Annotated in this window: 6 protein-coding genes; 1 reads left to right on the forward strand and 5 read right to left on the reverse strand. The window is 40.7% G+C overall.

Annotated features, from left to right (window positions below):
* Nucleotides 1–115: 115 nt before the first annotated feature.
* From metH to FNT16_RS00715, 5 genes are all read right to left on the reverse strand, one after another.
* Nucleotides 116–3814 carry a methionine synthase gene (gene metH / locus FNT16_RS00695; protein ID WP_143869741.1) on the reverse strand — a complete coding sequence of 1233 codons (3699 nt, stop codon included), beginning with the start codon at nucleotides 3812–3814 and terminating at the stop codon, nucleotides 116–118.
* 70 nt (nucleotides 3815–3884) lie between these two features.
* A complete protein-coding gene (gene metA, locus FNT16_RS00700; protein WP_143869742.1) occupies nucleotides 3885–4808 on the reverse strand; it encodes a homoserine O-acetyltransferase MetA in 924 nt (307 codons plus the stop codon).
* Nucleotides 4809–4928: 120 nt separating this feature from the next.
* Nucleotides 4929–5828, reverse strand: a complete 900-nt coding sequence (locus tag FNT16_RS00705) for a prolyl hydroxylase family protein (protein WP_185976645.1) — start codon at nucleotides 5826–5828, stop codon at nucleotides 4929–4931.
* Nucleotides 5829–5869: 41 nt separating this feature from the next.
* Nucleotides 5870–7024, reverse strand: coding sequence for a methyltransferase (locus FNT16_RS00710; RefSeq protein ID WP_143869744.1), 1155 nt, complete (start codon nucleotides 7022–7024; stop codon nucleotides 5870–5872).
* Nucleotides 7021–8211: an acetate--CoA ligase gene (locus tag FNT16_RS00715; protein ID WP_143869745.1), complete on the reverse strand. Its 1191-nt coding sequence runs from the start codon at nucleotides 8209–8211 to the stop codon at nucleotides 7021–7023. Before FNT16_RS00715 ends, FNT16_RS00710 begins: the two co-directional genes overlap by 4 nt.
* Before the next feature lie 324 nt (nucleotides 8212–8535).
* Here FNT16_RS00715 and FNT16_RS00720 point away from each other — a divergent pair, with 324 nt between their 5' ends.
* Nucleotides 8536–20190 carry an Ig-like domain-containing protein gene (locus FNT16_RS00720; protein WP_143869746.1) on the forward strand — a complete coding sequence of 3885 codons (11655 nt, stop codon included), beginning with the start codon at nucleotides 8536–8538 and terminating at the stop codon, nucleotides 20188–20190.
* The last annotated feature ends 63 nt before the right edge of the window (nucleotides 20191–20253 follow it).

Genomic DNA, 20253 nt, shown 5'->3' on the forward strand with positions numbered 1-20253 from the left:
TATTTAAGCTTAAATAACCGGCTTTATTGATGTTTGATTGACCTATTTAGACGTGCTTATCTCAATTTAGATATTTTGAAAAATAACTCAACCAATGAAAGGTGTTAGAACCTATTTATGCATCTGGATCATAGTCCAAGTTAGGCGCTAACCAACGCTCTGCTTCTGTTACTGTCATACCGGTGCGCTGGGCGTAACTTTCAGCCTGATCTTTTTTAATCTTGCCCACCGCAAAATATTTAGTGTCAGGGTGTGCAAAATACCAACCACTAACTGAAGCACCCGGCCACATAGCACAGCTTTCTGTTAACTTAATACCAATGCGTTTTTCAACATCTAACAGCGCCCACATACGTTTTTTCTCGGTATGCTCAGGGCAAGCCGCATAACCAGGTGCGGGTCGAATACCCTGATATTTTTCACGAATTAAATCGTCATTCTCTAGCGCTTCATCCGGTGCGTAGCCCCAGTAATCTTTGCGGATACGCTCATGCAAGTATTCCGCAAAAGCTTCAGCTAATCGGTCTGCGACTGCTTTTACCATGATACTGTTATAGTCATCATGTTTTGCGATAAAACTATCTGCCCATTCATCGGCGCCAAAACCCGCGGTCACCGCAAACGCACCAATGTAGTCTTCAACGCCAGAGTCTTTCGCTGCCACATAATCGCTTAAACAACGGTTATAATTGCCGTCTTTTTTCTGTGATTGCTGACGCAAATGATGTAAGCGAGTAAGCACTTCCTTACGCTCTTCATCTTGATAAACAAGTAAATCATCATCTTCCCGTGCAGCTGGGAATAAACCAAAGACCCCTTTTGCAGTGATGGTTTTTTCGTTTTCAATAACATCTAATAAATCATTAGCATCTTTAAATAGTTTACGTGCTTCTTCCCCTACTACTTCGTGTTTTAAAATAGTTGGGTACTTACCGCTTAACTGCCAAGTTAAGAAAAATGGTGTCCAGTCGATATACTTGCGAACTTCACTGATATCAACGTCTTGCAATTCAGTAATACCCAATTTTTTAGGTTTAACCGGCGTGTAATTTTCAAAACTCAATGGAAATGCGTTTTTACGTGCATCTTCCAGCGACACCAAAGTGGTTCTTGGACCACGATTAGCATGTTGTTCACGCACTCGCACATATTCTGCGTCGATCCGCTTCATAAAGGCCGGGCGTAGCTCGTCACTTAATAAAGCCGATGCGACCGAAACACTGCGTGATGCGTTAGGTACATAAACCACCGGATTATCATATTGCTGCTCAATTTTTACTGCAGTATGCGCTTTTGAGGTTGTCGCACCACCAATTAACAAAGGCAATTTAAAATCGCGGCGCTGCATTTCTTTAGCCACGTGCACCATTTCATCCAGTGATGGGGTAATCAAACCAGATAGCCCGATAATGTCACATTTTTCATCTATTGCGGTTTGTAAAATTTTATCCGCTGCAACCATCACACCTAAGTCAACAATTTCATAATTGTTACACTGTAAAACGACACCTACGATGTTTTTACCAATATCATGTACGTCGCCTTTTACCGTTGCCAGCAAAATTTTACCATTGGTTTGCCCTTCGGCTTTTTCGGCTTCAATATAAGGTTCTAAATACGCCACTGCGCGTTTCATGACTCGCGCAGATTTAACTACCTGAGGTAAAAACATTTTACCTTCACCAAACAAGTCACCAACAACATTCATGCCATCCATCAAAGGCCCTTCAATGACATGTAATGGTTTTTCAGCTTGCTGGCGTGCTTCTTCAGTATCGTCTTCAATAAAATCGGTAATGCCTTTAACCAATGAGTATTCAAGACGCTTTTTAACATCCCATCCTCGCCATTCCTGCGCTGTGGTGTCCTGTGCTTTTTCACCACTGCCACGATATTTTTCGGCTAAATCGAGTAGGTTTTCAGTCGCGTTGTCATTGCGGTTAAGTACAACATCTTCAACCGCATCTTTTAGTTCTGTTGGGATATCATCATAAATAGCAAGCTGGCCGGCATTTACGATACCCATCGTCAGACCATTTTTAATCGCGTAGTATAAAAACACCGCGTGAATCGCTTCACGTACCGGATCATTGCCGCGAAATGAGAAAGAAACGTTAGACACACCACCAGAGATCATCGCATGGGGTAAGTTATCTTTTATATCTTTACAGGCTTCAATAAAATCAACCGCATAATTATTGTGCTCATCAATCCCGGTCGCGACCGCAAAAATGTTTGGATCAAAAATAATGTCTTCCGGTGGGAAACCTACTTTGTTCACTAATACATCATATGAGCGTTTGCAAATTTCATATTTACGCGCGCGCGTGTCGGCTTGCCCGTCTTCGTCAAACGCCATTACAATAACAGCCGCACCATAATCACGTACCAACTGAGCTTGTTTAATAAAGTTTTCTTCGCCTTCTTTTAGGCTGATTGAGTTAACGATGCCTTTACCTTGAATACACTTCAAACCCGCTTCTAAAATTTCCCATTTAGAAGAGTCAATCATAATAGGAACACGGGCAATATCCGGCTCGGATGCGATTAGGTTTAAAAACCGAACCATGGCTGCTTGCGAATCAAGCATACCTTCATCCATATTGATATCGATAATTTGCGCACCATTTTCAACCTGCTGTTTGGCAACTTCTAAAGCTTCATCAAATTTGTCTTCTTTAATTAAACGCTTAAAACGCGCAGAGCCTGTGACGTTAGTTCGCTCACCGACGTTGACAAAAAGTGATTCTTTATCAATTGTTAAAGGCTCTAAACCCGACAAACGACACGCTGTCTCTCGCTTTTTAATCTCTCTTGGCTTTTTACCTTCAACCGCTTTAGCAATTGCGCCAATATGCTCAGGCGTCGTACCACAACAGCCACCAACAATATTAAAAAAGCCAGATTCTGCCCACTCAGCAATATGCACCGCCATCTCTTCGGGAGACAAATCATATTCACCAAACGCATTCGGTAAACCCGCATTTGGATGCACAGAAACAGCAAAATCAGATACACGCGCCATTTCTTCAACATACTGGCGTAATTCTGCCGGTCCTAATGCACAGTTCAAACCAATAGACATTGGCTGTAAGTGACTCAGTGAATTATAAAAAGCTTCCGTTGTTTGGCCTGATAAAGTGCGCCCTGACGCGTCAGTAATCGTGCCCGAAATCATAATGGGCAATTTATAGCCTTTGTTTTCAAAAGCGCGGAGCACCGCGAAACCTGCAGCTTTGGCGTTAAGCGTGTCAAAAATGGTTTCAATTAAAATAAAATCTACGCCACCTTCCATTAGCGCTTCAGTTGATTCTATGTACGCTTCTACCAGCTGATCAAAATTAATGTTTCTAAACCCTGGATCGTTTACATCGGGTGAAATAGATGCAGTTTTGCTGGTTGGGCCTAATACACCTGCAACAAATCTAGGTTTGTCAGGATTTTGTGCGGTAAATTCATCGGCAACTTTGCGTGCTAAAATAGCCGATTCAAAATTAATTTCACGCGCCAACGACTGCATATCATAATCAGCCATTGAATGCGTTGTGGCATTAAAGGTGTTGGTTTCAATGATATCCGCACCCGCGCCAAGATAACCGCGATAAATCTCCGCTATCAACTCAGGTTTGGTCAAAGATAATAGGTCGTTATTGCCTTTAAGATCAGATGGCCAGTCTGCAAAACGTGCTCCACGGTAATCTTCTTCCGTTAGTTTTGCATTCTGGATCATGGTACCCATACCACCATCAAGTACTAAAATGCGTTCTTTGAGTAAAGTTTGAATACGTTGACCGACTTCACTTTGCTTGATCATTGAAAAACCTTCTTTGCGTAAAAAGACAAATAGCGCCACTGAAAACATTTCAGTGGCGCTATTTGATTAATTATTTTGACAGTTGTGACAAATCAAATGGCGTTGCTTGATATACGTAATGATTTAACCAATTACAAAACAACAAGTTACCATGACTGCGCCACACATTGGGCGGCTCTTTGTCTGGATTATTTGCCGGAAAATAGTTTTCTGGCAGTGCGGGTTCAAGTCCGTTTTTAACGTCTCGCCAATATTCATCACTTAAAGTGGTTGCATTATACTCTGCATGGCCGGTAATAAACACACTTCTTCTGTCTTTACTGGCAATTAAAAATGCACCACCTTCTTCACAGGTTGCCAATACATTGAGTTCTGGATGGGCAACTAGCTTTTCCAGCGGTACTTCAGCATAGCGTGAATGAGGCATGCTGAAATAATCATCAAAGCCTTGTGTCAATGGCTCCAATGCCTCTAATGTTTTATGCGTAAATACACCTGATATTTTATGCTCACGAATACGCCGCTTCAATCCGTAATGATGATACAAAGCCGCATGCGCTGCCCAACACAAATAAATGGTCGATTGCACATGTTTGCGCGCCCAATCCATTATTTCTGTCATTTTGTCCCAGTATTTGACGTCGGTATACTCAATCAAGCCCAATGGTGCACCCGTTATAATCAAGCCATCGTAGTTTTTTTGACCTTTAATATCGTCAAATAAATGGTAAAACGCCGACATATGCGACTCAGGTGTATTTTTAGAAACATGCATATCAATGCGCAATAAGTCTATATTTACCTGCAATGGGGTATTAGCAAGCAAACGCATTAACTGCACTTCTGTTTCAATTTTATTTGGCATCAGGTTCAGAATAGCCACTTCTAGCGGTCTGATGTCTTGGCTTGACGCGCGACTGTCAGACATCACGAAGATGTTTTCCTCGGTCAAAACTTTGATCGCAGGCAAGAGATCGGGAATTTTGATAGGCATAACATAAGCTCCTGAACAACTGAAAGGAGCAAATTGTTGCTGGAAATAGGCAAATTGTCAAATTATTTACGTCTAGACGTCTAAACGGCCAAAGTTAAGAGTCCCGCTAATGAATACGTTTTATACTGAGTTTTGCCTAAACCATTTGGTAATCACGGCTTTAAATCCTTTTTTTACGGGCTCGGCCTGATGCAGGCTATTGATGTTGCCTGTTAAGTCTGGGTTTAAACTATTCCAAATAACCGCCATACCTTGTTGCGGTTTAAAACCAATGCCTACATTTAAAAAATTGGTTTCACCACCCGCCTCAACATCATTTAGATAAATCATCACAGTGTAAGTGCGCTGCCCCATTTTGCCGCCATGCTTTTGCAATTCATACGCTTCAAAGTAATCAGTATGCGCTTTAAATTGCTGCCCCACCTCGTAATACTGACCTTGAATAACTTCAGCGTACGTCGCAGGAATCGCCAATAAATCACAAATACGTTTATCAATACGTGCAATTAATTGATTATTAATAATGCCTAAATCACAAGTTCTACTGGTTCTAAAATTGGAATCTGAGGTTTGAGAGGCCAGCTCTGACGGTCTGAGTTTACTGCTTAGTAAATCAATCACAGCTTGGCATTCTTGTGCAGATAAAAAATGATTAAGCGTGTAAAGCTCTAGTGCATCGGACTCTAGTTTTTGCGCTTTAGATTGAGCCAGATGCTGCTGAACCCGAATCAAGCGTTGTTGTACTTGTTTTTGCTGTTCGTTTTGTTGCTGTGCGTTTTGTTGTCTCATTAGCGGGTCGGATTGACTGACCGCAAAACTGGGATGAAAGGTGAATGGGTCAGAGGCGACATTCAGGCTTGCAGTTTGCTTGGCTTGTGTCACAACAGAAAATTGTTGTTCAATCAGATTAATATCAAAACCATGTTCTAATAAAATGGTCGTCAGCTCATTTTTATTACAACCTCGTTCGATATTGGTTTTTAACCATTGCTGCCATGATGCATCAAAAACTTTAGCCATTGCTGTCATCCTATTATTTTTATGTTAGTTATATTTAGATTTTATCCGTCACTGCGCTTTGCAATTATCATTAAATTTCTAGGTGTGGTGTGATAATCACAGAAGGCTTTAAGTTTTACTTGGTAACCCAAGTCCTGCAAATAAATGGCTTTATCCAACACCAGCCAATACTCAAGTGCCCGCTGAAAAACATGCCTTACACTTTCCAATTTTTGCGTAAATAAAGCTTTTTCCTGGCCAATTTCAAGATAATACTCATCATCAATAAAATCAGGCTGTTGCAAATTTTGATGATTGAGTCCCCATTTTGCAAATGCATTAAATTCACCACTAAACCAACTTTTATTAACTGACGGCAAAGACGCATATGCTGTTTGCCCACTGATATCAGCGCGTAGCGCCTGGTAAGCCAAACGCCAAAGCACTTCTTTTCGTCTTAATTCAGTTATGCGTTTACCACCGGTTACCTGAGCCTGTACCGCTAGCTTTAAAATATTACGTTTAATGTTTAACGAACTTGCTTGTCCTGCTTGTGAAAGCGCCGCATAACTGTCTTCAGCAATTAAGTGATAACAACAGGGTGCAAGATGCAATTGTTTAGAAGATACCTTTTGCATGTGTTTTAATAAAGTCACGTGCAAATCACCACAGGCATGTAATGCGACAATATGTTGATCTACCTCGATAAAATTTAACGGATCTTGTAATACATTGGTGTGTATAAATTTTTGAGGTATCTGATATTTGTGTGCCAACTCTGCACCTTGCTGGCATAAATGAGATTGCCACTCGGCACTGACAACTTTACATTGGTGCTGAAAACTTAATAAACGCCCTAAGTGACCTTTGCCCGCACACCACTCCAAAACCGGGTAGATGGGTTTAATGTGACTACACAACTGTTTGATCTGCTCTATTTTACGACCATGAATACCATTTGTGAGCCAAAAAGGAACTTCTTTTTGCCAATTTTCGTTAACAACGCCTGTTTGTTTTTCGCTGTTATTTAACCAGTTATGTACTTTAGGAAATATATTCTCCGCAATTTTAGAAGTTGAGTTGGTTTGCGATAATAAAGCATCCAATTGTGCGTTATTCCAAGGCACAGTAGTTTGTTCAAAAGGTACAAAATTCCAGTACGACTGATATTCAACCAATAAATCATCAAGCCGCTTAAAAGATTGTGTTAAGTTCATTGTCGCGAGCCTGCTTCTTTTAGCAGCAAAATACTGGCTTGCACAAAATCCGGTAAATGTTTATTTGCCGCATGATAATCAGCCCAGCCATGATAGCTGCCCACGAGCAAGTCTAGCTGAAAATAGTTATCGTCAAATGCGCCGCCTTCATCTGCTAAAATCACCAGTCGATTGACGGTTTTTAGTCTGGATTTATCATGAATTCCTGCCGGTTTGTTGTTTTTCTGTTTTTTTGGATAACTCAGCATAATCAACTTACCCAACCCCAATCCAGCGACGTTGCCAGCAACACTAACTTGCGGCACAATTTGCACTTTTGTTTCAGGCTCTAACCCGTATCCCATCACACCCGGAACTTCTTTAAAATACCAATAACGCGCTTGTTCATCTTTATTAAGTGCATAATCATAAGCAATTCCGTTGTTGCGATGCACGTTGAAATAGCGGGTTTGGTTAGCCGTTTGTACCACGGCCGTCCCCTGTAAAAGGGTGTCGTGCAGTCCTTTTTCTGTAAGATACAAAATAGGCTTTGCTAATGGCTTATTATTCGATGCCGCATCCAAAGCACCATTCATAACTGCTTGTCGGGTGTAGGTAAATCGCGTCAGCGTGTCTTTTTGCTGCTCAGCCTGCTCCATGGATAAATGCTGCTCATCAAATGGCAACTCATACAATGCATGTAGATAGGGCGATTTTTTAGTAAAACGGGCATCGACCAACTTTGTATAGTATTTAGTCAGCAATATTTTATCTTCGGGAATACGGCTCAATAGATTTTTTTTAGCCTCATTTTGAGTTTGCGCTATCACGTTTTGCGCTTTGGCTAAATTGGGTATCCAAGGTATTATTTCAAAATTTTGCTGAATAAATTGCGCATCATGCAGACGACTTAAACGCCCTGCGCGAACATCCTGCCGATATGTTTGGCAAATAAATTTAAGCGTTTTTTTAACACGCTCTAGCGAAAACACATGGCCGTTCAGCTGTCCTCCGTGGATGGCTTTTTTGTCGTAGATTGCGCCCTTGTTTAAATACGCGAGGGTGTTATCAGCAACTAAACACAACTCCGACCCTTTAAAGTCATCCATTTGGGCATCGGCATCTAAGCTCAGTGCACTTAAACAACACATTGAAAATAGAATCAAGAAGGGCCGTTTAGTAAACCACATATTAGTGAACTGTAACAAAGTAGACTCCAGGCGACAGAAAGTGCACGCAATTATCTACCATGTTAGCGTCAATACCAAATGTTCACGAAGATAATCGCAATTAAGCCGGCATTATGTATATACCCCAAACTTAAACAAAATTTACAGAACAAAAGCAAAACAGCAATTTGTATAAATAAAGTCACATAATTGGTAGTTGTTACTTTAGATTATGTCAATTGAACGCTAAACTTTAAATAATTTAATGAGATGCCAGTTTAATTTAATATCGGTGCAATACTTTGCGCTCGATAAACAGTGTTAAATACAACTGCGTTTAGGATACTTCCACTGGGAGAAAACATGTACCATCCACGCATACCTCATTTTGTTAGAATGTTGTCTTTAGTCATTGCAACAAGTTTAGTTGCTTGTGGTGATAACGACTCTGCTAAGACAAATGAGCCACCTGTATCTAAGGTTCCAGATTCTGAAAATCAAATCGTTTTGTCGAGTGCGCCATTTAGCGATATTAAATTACCGACTCTTTTTTCTAATGGCTTACCTGTTTCACATACTAAGGTTTCACATATCAAGCCAACTGAAAACCTCGCCCAACGTGGTTTAAGTAGCAGTAACTTAGAAACATTAACGGGTGACTTCGAGAGTATTAATACTTCTCCATGGGACGCTGAGCTTAAACATCTGAATAGCCCTATAAGCGGAAACTTTTTTACCCGTTTAACCATCAACAGTAATCAACAAAACAGGCCGCAAAAGCTGTTTTTAAGTTTTGCAAATTCAGACAAAGTGGTACAGCTCTGCAATCAATGTACCGCGGCAGATATGGATATCACGATCACAGGTATCAACCCGCTAAATTTCGATTTATCCAGCGGTAGCTTGACGTTACAAGTTTGGGGACAAAACGCAGCCGATATTACAGCGAATACCATTCGTCTGGTGAGTAGCCAAACCTTTAACTGGCAAAATATTGAGATTACGGGTATTTCAACCAGTCGAACTGAAGAAAGCATCAACCTAAACTGGTTGGCTCTAGGTGGCAATTTTGATCGCTATAACCTGTACTGGCGAGTAGACGATGGTGAACAACAGCAAAAACTGGCCTTAAAGAGCACCAGCTATAGTATCCCAGCACAAGGCGGCAGTTTCCAAATTGAAATTCGAGGCGTCAACGCAGACGGGGAAAGTGCGCGCTCACAAACCATTTTGTTAAATAACCAAGCCCCTGTATTTGCCGCAACACTCTTTACAACAGCAGAAGACACCCCATTAACTGGCAATATCTCCAGTTTTTTCTCCGACCCTGACGGACACACAGTCAATGCGGTTGTCATGTCAACCGGCACTATGGCTAATGGAAGCTTTAGCTTAGCCGAAAATGGTGATTTCACTTATACGCCAGCGACCAATTTTTTTGGCGCAGACTCGGTTTCAATCGAAATAATAGATCAATTTGGTGCCACAAGCAGCGGACAAATCGACTTTAGCGTAACACCTGTAAACGATGCGCCCGTTGCACAAAACGACTCATTTAAATTAACCGATAACGAAAGCGGTGTTTATGTTATCAATTATACTGATTTATTGGCCAATGATGCAGATGCAGACAACGACAACTTAAGCATCTTAATAGAGCAGTTTTCAACACCTGTACATGCAACCCTGAATGCTGATAATGATCAACTGAGTTTAACAACCGAGGCTGGATTCATTGGACAGGTTACTTTCAGCTATCAGGTGGCTGATACGCAAGGGTTGCAATCACAAGCTGAAGTTACAGTAGAAATCGGTGATGTCGGTGAAGCGTTACAAGCAGTCAACGACATTTTGTCAGTGGATGAAGACACCTTACTGCAAAGTAATCTATTGCTTAATGACAATATTGCGTCAACGGTTCCTTATACACTCTCTATCGTAACGCCAGCCAATCATGGCAGTGTAATTCTCGATCAAGAAGGTAATTTAACCTACCAACCAAGTGCTAACTTTAACGGTACAGATTCTTTTACTTATCAACTACAGCAAAGTGATGGTGTCAGTAGTGCAACAGTCAGTATTGAGATAAATGCAGTAGATGATGCACCGCTGGTAATGGCCGACAGCTACTCTGTCAATAAAGGCCAACTATTGCAAATTGCTGCGCCGGGTGTATTGGCCAACGATATGGAGTTTGATGGCGATCCCACTACTTTGGCTGTAAAAACGATACCCGCTCAAGGCGCGTTAACACTTAATAATGACGGCAGTTTTGACTATCAAGCCAATGACACCTTTGTCGGTATAGACACCTTTGTTTATACCTTATCGGATGGTGTAAATGAGCCAATTGAAGGCACTGTGACGATTCAAATTAACGAAGTCAATTTAGTGCCTAGCGTTATTAATGGTGATTTTGTTACCGACGAAGATATCAGTATTACATTGAACCTGAACAACCAGGCAACTGATCCCGAAAATGAAACTTTAGTTTATTCCATTCAAAATCAACCCATTAATGGCACTGCGAATATTAGTGGTGCGATCCTCACCTATCAACCCAATGCAAACTATACTGGCACAGACTCTTTGACATTTGTTGCCAGTGACGGGGTGAATACATCCGCAGCCGCGACAATTGATTTAACCATAAATCCCGTTAATGACTTACCAGAATTGACGCAAACCGAATTCGATGTTGCCGAAGATGCGAGTTATAATCTTGATTTACTCAGTATCTCATCAGATGCCGAACAAGATACGCTGACTTTTAGTATTGCTAAAAACCCTGATTTTGGCCAAGTGACCTTAACCGGCAGCCAGTTATCATATACGCCTTTAGAGAATTTTTCGGGTGTCGAACGCATTGAAATTACCTTAGATGATGGCCAAGGTACACCTGTTACAATTGAAATCTCGTTACTCGTTGCAGTTGAAAATGATGCACCTGTGATAACAGCACAAACATTCAATACCAATGAAGATGCGGTACTGAATATCAATTTAAATGATTTCGTAACAGATGAAGATGGCGATACTTTAAGCTACAGTGTTTTTGCATTCCCATTAAACGGGCAATTTACCCTAACCAATAGCGATGCCATTTATACTCCTAATCCCGAATTTTCAGGCACCGACAAATTCCAAATCCAAGTAAGTGATGGTTTAGCAACAACCTCTGGTGAATTTATCATACAAGTAAACGCAGTAAATGATGCGCCAGAAGCGTTTGCAGGCAATGTAACGTTAAATGCCGGCCAATCCAGCATTGTTGATTTAAGCCAATACAGCACAGATATAGACAGTGAAACACTGACATATTCGGTTACAACAAATCCAACACAAGGCTCCTTTTTACTTGAAGGAAGTAGTCTGATTTACACGCCTAACCAAGGCTTTGAAGGGGTCGATAGTTTATCCTTTATCGCCAATGATGGCGAGCTTAACTCTGCCGCAGCGGTTATTCAATTTGATGTCATGTCGAATGTAAATAATCAATTTACCCCGCAAGCTATTTCTTATCTGCCAATCGAGTTTAACGCCACAGATATAAAAGTGAACGGTGATGTATTGTATTTATCACACAGTACCGGTGTCAGCCTTTTCGACATAACAGACAAAAAAAATGTCAATCACATTACAACCTATACAACCAACTCGCCTGTTAAACAGATTGAGATTTTAGCAAATGTCCTCTATCTAGTTTTAGAAGGTGGCGTTTTAGTCTCACTCGACGTTAGCCAACCTCTGGCGATCACCGAATTAAGTAATTTAAATCTTGGTGGCGAAATTAGCGATGTAACATTCGCCGGTCCCTATCTTTTGGTCACCAACGAACTTGGCGGAGCTGATTTTGTTTATAGCGAACAAGGCAAAGATTTAACGAAAGCCATTCGCTTCAACAGCGTTGATAAAATCAATACTGTCTCAACCAATGGTGATTTTTTAGCATTTTCGACAGACAACAAAATTTTGGTTATTGATACTCAAAATGTAGTTTCACCTGATCTCTCCAACGCTGCTGAGTATCAAATTTCAAATGTAAAAAAACTCTATTTGAATAACAATAATACTTTGTACGTCGCCTGCCAGTTATGCGGATTTAAAACCTTTAGTGTGGCATCGTCGGATAGTAGTGAACCACCGGTAATAGAGCTCATTAGCGACAGTAACCACTTTTTCCCAAGTACTTTTGCAACAACAGCAAACTTTGCGGTATTTAACGATAGTTTATTCACAAACGCGTTGCCAATTGTCGATATCAGTGACACTCAAAACCCGGTATTTAGCCAAATTATCGATCTAAGTATATTTAGTACGCAGCGCCCTATCGCACTGGATGTAGATGCACAATACGTTTACGCAACCGGCCAGAATACAATTTATATTGCGCAGTACCGACAAACGTCTGAACCAGCCAATAATGTCAGTGATAGAGTCAGCCTAGACTATTTTGCGTTTTTAAATCCGCAAGTTACCGAAAATGCGGTTTTTCAGGTAGAGGCAAATTATCAGTTTGCCAATGATAAAAACGAATACCCTATCCGCGTTGACTTTTATATTGATGAAGTGCTGCTTGGTAGCGATTCAAAATGGCCATTTCAATTAACGACAACCGCGCCAAGTACAGAGTTTACAATTGCGGCACACTATATTTTTGCCAATCAAATGAGTGTTAACTTAACACAAACCATTGCTCCTCTCCCCGACTCTGACTCTGATGGTTTATCCGATTTAATTGAAACTGCACAATATAATTCCAATATAAACTCAATTGACAGCGACGGTGATACGCTCAATGACAAGTTAGAAGCCATTATTTTTACCAACCTGAATTTAACCGACTCAGATAACGATTCAGTTGACGATGCCAATGAGTTTAACAATAACCAAGATCCAATAAACCCAGACAGAACTGCGCCACAAGTGGAATCGCAATCTCCGGCAGCGGATGCAAGCGATGTATGCGAATATGAAAACGTCGAAATTCACTTTAACGAACCACTTAACAATCGTTTATTTAACGCATCAAACATTATATTGACGCAAGGCGAGTCGGTTATTCCGTCAACGGTAACGGCAAACGCCAATCATACCGCGATTATATTAAACCCAGCACAGAACCTGCAGTCTGAAACCACTTATTTCGTAACCGTGCAACCCGTTTATGATTTAGCGGGTAATGCAAGCCAGACATTTAATTTTTCGTTTTCAACGACAACTTGTACAGAATCTATTCGCCCATCAGTGGAATCATTTTCACCTACTGCAAACAGTGACAATATTGCAACCAATACTCAAATTGCCGTTAAATTTAACGAAAAAATAGATCCTGCCAGCGTTAACTCTGATAATGTTTATTTACTCGACTTAACAACATCAGAGCGCATTTCAGGTCAAATAATCTTAAATTCAAATAATGATGGTTTGTTATTTGCGCCTAATGAAGCGCTTAAAGCGGGTCGTAATCACAGATTATATACCACAGCTCTGATTACTGATTTATTTGGCAACTTTTTATTTCCCAACAGTGTAACATTTACAACCGGTTATCAATCGGACACGACTGCGCCTGAAGTACTGACGTTCAGTGTACCGGATAATTATCAGTTGATCTCACCAAGTGCACCACTCGCCGTCAAATTCAGTGAAGCGATTAACCCTGAAAAAATTAGCGGCATAGAACTAACATTGGCAGGTGAAAACGTGCCTAGTACGCTAAGCTTTGATGACAATAAGCAACGCGTTATTATTCAACCGACAAACGTTTTACAAAGTGGGCAAACTTATCAAATAAGAGTATCGGATATAGCTGATTTAAGCGGCAATCTACTCACCAGCTCGCAGTCGTTAAGTTTCACGACATCAGCTGAAGAGGTTTCGCAAGAAGCGAAATTAATCGCATGGAGTTTACATAGCAACGGACAGCAAAATTTACCATTAAATACAAAACTATCCGTACTATTTGATCAAGCTATCGATGTGTCTTCAATTAATGAGAGCAGCGTATACCTATATGATTCAACAGGAACAAGAACGGTTAATAGCAGTGTCACCTGGTCTGCAGATCAAAAAGCACTGCATATAGAACCGCATGAAGCATTAAAACCGCAGCGAACATACCGCTTATACATCAGCTACACGGCCCCACTATATGCCATCAGTGGCATCGCAACGGATAGATTTTTAGTACGCAGCTTTACAACAACAACCACGACTGATCAAAGTGCACCGACCATTAGCGTACATACGTTACAAGAAGAGAATTTACTAGCAGTCAACAGCCAGTTAAGCGTTCAATTTGATGAGTCAGTTAATCCTTTTTGCGAAGGTGCAAGTCTCAACTTGATAGATGATAACGAGACTCCGGTTGCCCACAGTTGGTCGTTAGATTCAGATAGCCGTGTTATCCACATTGTCCCCGATAGCAACTTAAATACAGATAGCAGTTATAAAGTAGTTATTAATAACCTTTGCGATCACGCGGGCAATCAACTGACAGCAAATACCCTTGTATTTACAACTGGCTCATCGTCTGAAGAAGACACCAGTGCGCCGAACCTAATTGATATGGATCCGCCGCATCAAAGTAGTAATGCAAACTTAGATACCCCCATCACACTCACTTTTGATGAGCCGATATCTCCACTTTCCAGCATCAAAGTAACAGGTGCGGCCGGTGTAACGGTTGCTGGTTCAACGGAGTTTTCAGGCAACACTTTGGTATTCACACCGTCTGTACCATTACAAGGTGACACTCGCTACAACGTGGCGATGAATTTCCGAATTTATGATTTAGCTGGCAACAATAAAAGTTTAAGTACTCGATACTTTAATACACTGCAACAAATTGATCAGGATAAGCCAGTAGTGGTCTTTAGCAGCCCGGCCAATGGGCAAAGTGATGTCAGTCCACAACAACAAGTTAAGTTAGAGTTTAATGAGCCGCTCAATAAATCGACAATCACTAACGATAATTTTGCGCTGTTCCACAATGGTGAACGCTTGTCCACGACGATTTATCATTCTGACGACAATATGACAGTGACACTAGAAAGTCATTTGCCACAAACTGCATTGGTGAGTCTAGTTGTAACCGATGACGTGACGGATATATCCGGTAACACGTTAGATCCCTTTATTGCCAGTTTCACCACGGGTCTGAATAAAAATGAAATAATCAGACCTCAGATCAAACGTATGTCACCTGAGCTGACCCTTTATAGTAACCAAGCGCTCAATACCTTGTATTTATATGCCAGTGAACCCTTAGATGAAAACTCACTGACAAATAACTTATTTGTCACCCAGGATGGTGTGCTACTGAATACAACTAGTGAACTAATCGCAAACGGTTATGTGATTAAAGTCAGTAATACCACAAACTTTGCAGAAAATAGTTTAATAGAAGTACGCTTAACATCAGATGTGACAGATGTTAATGACAACCCGTTGTTTGCCTATCAAAACTCATTTTTTGTGAATAACGCCTCAGAGCAAAGCGGGATCAGCCCGTTTATTGTCGACGTATCCTTCAATAATTTTGCAACTTTGACACAAACTAACCCTGTGTTCAGATTAAAATTCAGCGAACCCCTGAATGCCGAAACAATAACAGACGACAACATCAATCTTAAAAATTCATTCTCAGGTACAAATATTCCGGTAGACGTTGAGCTCTCTGCATCCGAGGATATTATAATCGTTACGCCAGCTATTGAACTATCAGCTGAGCAAAATTATATCCTGCAACTGTCCACCAACATAGAAGATAGCGATGGGGACGCCATCGCGTTTACAATCAGCCGATTTTTTAGCTTATCTGAAAACGCGATATTTGATGATAGAACACCCGAATTGTTACTGTTTAGCCCACCTGAGGTTGCACAGGAAGTCTCGATACAACCGAATGTTGCAATGCAGTTTGATGAAGCAATTGATCTTTTATCAATAGATTATCAACAACAAGAAATAACGGATGTAGAAATATCCGGCGATAAAAAAACGATTCGTTATCGTGTCAGTCAGCCATTTGCGCCCAAACAAACAATTAACTACAACCTGCCACGCGTCGCCGATTTTTCAGGTAACTTGACAGCCAACAAAGTAGTGGATTTCACAACCGGTGAAACACCCGACTTTATTGCACCAACCCTGACTGAAACCAGCTTTGCGCAAAATGAAATCATCAGTAGAAACGCTACATTTTACTGGCAATTTAACGAAGCTATCGATCCGACCAGTATGACCTCAGAAAACGTCTATTTATGGGATTATGTGACAAATGCAAAAGTAGCCTCTGCACTAGAAATCTCTAATGATTTGAAAACCGTTAAAATTATTCCAACCCAAGCGTTGGCAGCGGGCAGACGTTATGTATATTACGCTTATGGGCTACGTGATTTAAGCGGAAATTCGATATCCTATAGCTCGGTATCTGTGAAAACCAATTTTGAAGAAGATACCAACGCACCATTTGTAACAGCTACAACCCTGCAAGACGGTGCGACAAATGTTCCTGTTAACCTTAAATTTAATGTCCGGTTTAATGAAAAAGTTAGGTTAACAGAACAAAGCATAATTAGATTAGAAGACTCAACTGGCAATCAAATAGCGATAAATTCAACGCTAACGCGTGAACAAAACCTATTGTCGGTCGTGCCACAACAGCTGTTGTCGGCATCAACCGAGTACACATTAACAGTTGAAAATGTCAGCGACACATACGGTAACATTCAACAAGAAACTTTACTGATCAGCTTCACGACCGGTACACGAGCCGATTTAGCAGGCGGTCAAGTTGAAATTTGGGGCTTTGATAGCGCAAACACACAAGATTTGGCCATTAACCCGGTTATCGGTTTAGAATTTTCAGAAGCGATTGATCCGGCCACGATAGACAGTGATTCATTATATTTATGGGAAAGTACACGTGCTCGCGCAACCGCTCTGCAATACAATATATTGGCAGACCAACAAACTATTTTATTAACACCTGAAAATACTTTGCCTGAATATTCAAGTTTTGCCGTATATCTCTCTTACGCCCCCTATATCACTGACTTAGCGGGTAATCGTATTAATGCATTGGTGCGTTACTTTACAACAGGCAACGAGCTAGATGAAACACCAGCAAATATCATCAACACCAGTTTTGCAAATGCTGCTAATGAAATGCCGCTTAATACTCAAATCAGCATAGAATTTGACGAACGTATTGCCAGAGCATGTGAATTGGAGTGCATCAAAATAATAGATAGTAATAACAATACTGTTGAGTTTGCCGGCGAAATCAGTAGCGATAAAAAAACCATAACCTTAATACCCCAAAACTTACAGCCTGCTCAAAGCTACACTATTATTGCAGATGGTTTATTTGATTACTCTGGAAATGCTTTAAATACAGAAATTGTTAATTTCACGACTTCTTCGCAAAGCACAATAGATGATGTTGCCCCCAGCTTTGTTGAAATGATGCCAGCGCATCAATCAACAGACGTTGCGCTAGACATGTCACAAATTATCCTAACCTTTGACGAAAATATAGCGCAGACCAGTCGGATCACCATTAGTGCAAATGGTGCCGATGTCGATGGCTCACAAAGTGTCAATGGTAATCAGTTGATATTTAATCCTGCTACACCACTATCCCCAAATACTCGTCACACGGTTCGCCTGTACAACGAAATCAGTGATTACGCTGGCAATTATAAAAATTTAAGTACTAAATACTTTGATACGGCAGACATCACAGATAACACCTCGCCGACTATTGTTTCAGTTTTACCAACCAACGGCAGTACAGCGGTTTCTGTAAAACAACCGATAGAAATTGCATTCAGTGAACCGATGAACTCAAATACACTTAATAGCAACAATATTGCTGTTTTTGAAAATGGTGTAAAACAAAGTGTCTCGATCAGCCGTTCTGTTGATAATAAACGTGTCCTAATTAATGCAGGTAATCTAGCTGAAAACGCAGTAATCGAGATTGCACTGCACAATTCAATTACAGATATTAGTGGTAATACAATCACCGATTTTGTCAGTAGCTTTACTACGGCAGACAATCAATATGAAACCAGTAAACCCTATGTTATCAGCCGTTATCCAGCCAACACAGAAGCATTGAATGAAGCACCAGAAAAGCTAGTCATCTATTTTTCTGAAAAGCTATCGGCGCAAAGTTTACCGGCGAGTTTTGAAATTGCGGTAAATGGTCAGCCAGTCAGCATTCAAAGTCAGTTAGACCCTAGCCAACATGCCATATTGATTACACTACCAGATAATCTTGCAGCACCTGCTCGTATTGACTACGCATTGCCCGATACACTGACTGATTTAGCGGGTAATTATGCCTATGATACCGAGGGTTATTTCACACTCAATGACCTTGATAATACAAACTTGTTTATAAAGGGGCATTTCCCGAACCACAATTCAATTTCATTAAACAGCAAAATTGATATCTTGTTTAGCCACCCTCTTGACCAGTCAACTGTTAATACAAGTAGTATCATCATGACTGATACCACGGCAAACCCCGATGTAAATATCCCGATTACTGTAGCGCTCAACGCAAATAACCCCGCATTAGTCACAGTAACGCCAGATACAATACTAAGCCCGAATACCCAGTATAGAATTAACCTAAGTACTGAACTAGCAGCCAATAACGGCAATACATTTACATCGCAGCGCATTATTAGCTTGCAAACGTCAGATAAGTCGACAATAGATCAAGAAGTCCCCACCATTGTTGCATTCAATCCAAGCTCTGATTTGAATAATATTGGTATCAACCCGCAGTTCGCTTTAAAATTTAGTGAAACCGTTAATCCACTTAGATTTACGCCAACTGGTGTTAATCAGGCTTCCATTCTAACGACAGAGCAAAATACAATTTTTTATTACACCCTGAAAGAACCGTTAACCACGCTGCAACAACACACATTCATTTTAAATGATTTGATTTATGACGATGCAGGAAACGTCGCAGCCGACCATACCTTTAGTTTTTCAACGGGCGAAACAATTGATTTTAATGGGCCTATATTGCTCGACGCTTCTATTGTAAATAACCAAATGACCATAGCGACCAATTTGGCTGCGGAATTTTTATATAACGAAGCAATTGACCCAGTGTCAATTGAAGCCGACCGCGTTTATATCTACAACCACGCTAACGGAGAAAATGTTAGCAGTAATATTCAGCTTTCTGAAAACAATCGCAGAATAACCATAACGCCAAATGATCTATTAGAAGCTGGCACACAGCATACTATATATCTAACCGGCTTACGCGATACCAGTGGCAACTCCGCGAGTGCGACTTCCAGAACTATGGTTACAGGGTTTTCAGAAGATAACGATAAACCGACTGTTATCAACACCAATATTCTAAATGGACAGCAAAACGTGCCACTCAATCCAGTTATCAATATTAAGCTGGACGAATCGATTTCCCCTATAACCTTAGATATGGTCCAATTGGTGGATAATGAAAACAAAACAATTGCAGTTTCAGTAGATTACCTACATAACCGCCAGCAAATAGCGCTATCGCCTGCCGAGTTACTGCAACCTCAAACAACATATCAACTCACGATTGCTGAAATAACAGATAACAGCGGTAATACATTAAGCAATGCAATTAATATTAGCTTTACCAGCAGTAATACCGTTGATCTTACGATCCCCAATGATATTGAATGGAATTTCAACGCGAACCAACAAGAAATTACCACTGATTTTACGCCAACAGTTACATTTGACGAGATGTTAGACACCACCAGCATAAACAACGAAAGCTTTTATCTATTGGACAACAATAACAATCTCGTCGCCGCCACGCTAACCGTAAATACCCAAAGAGATAAAATCACTTTGGTACCGGATAATGCGTTAGAGTTAAATACAACCTATACACTTTATGTTGGCTACAACCCGTACCTGTATGATTTATCAGCTAATAGAGCAAATTCAACGTTTCGGCGCTTTACCACTACGGACAACTAGCAAACAAAACAGTGCTATCGACGGCTTTAAACTTAAATAAATCAAGGGTTTTATTAACATCAA

Source organism: Catenovulum sediminis (assembly GCF_007289895.1).
In the GTDB taxonomy this organism is placed as follows: domain Bacteria; phylum Pseudomonadota; class Gammaproteobacteria; order Enterobacterales; family Alteromonadaceae; genus Catenovulum; species Catenovulum sediminis.

Excerpts from the sequence above, each read along its gene's own strand:
- FNT16_RS00720 (WP_143869746.1), top strand. The coding sequence starts at position 8,536 with ATGTACCATCCACGCATACCTCATTTTGTTAGAATGTTGTCTTTAGTC.
- FNT16_RS00705 (WP_185976645.1), bottom strand. The coding sequence starts at position 5,828 with ATGGCTAAAGTTTTTGATGCATCATGGCAGCAATGGTTAAAAACCAAT.
- FNT16_RS00710 (WP_143869744.1), bottom strand. The coding sequence starts at position 7,024 with ATGAACTTAACACAATCTTTTAAGCGGCTTGATGATTTATTGGTTGAA.
- metH (WP_143869741.1), bottom strand. The coding sequence starts at position 3,814 with ATGATCAAGCAAAGTGAAGTCGGTCAACGTATTCAAACTTTACTCAAA.
- metA (WP_143869742.1), bottom strand. The coding sequence starts at position 4,808 with ATGCCTATCAAAATTCCCGATCTCTTGCCTGCGATCAAAGTTTTGACC.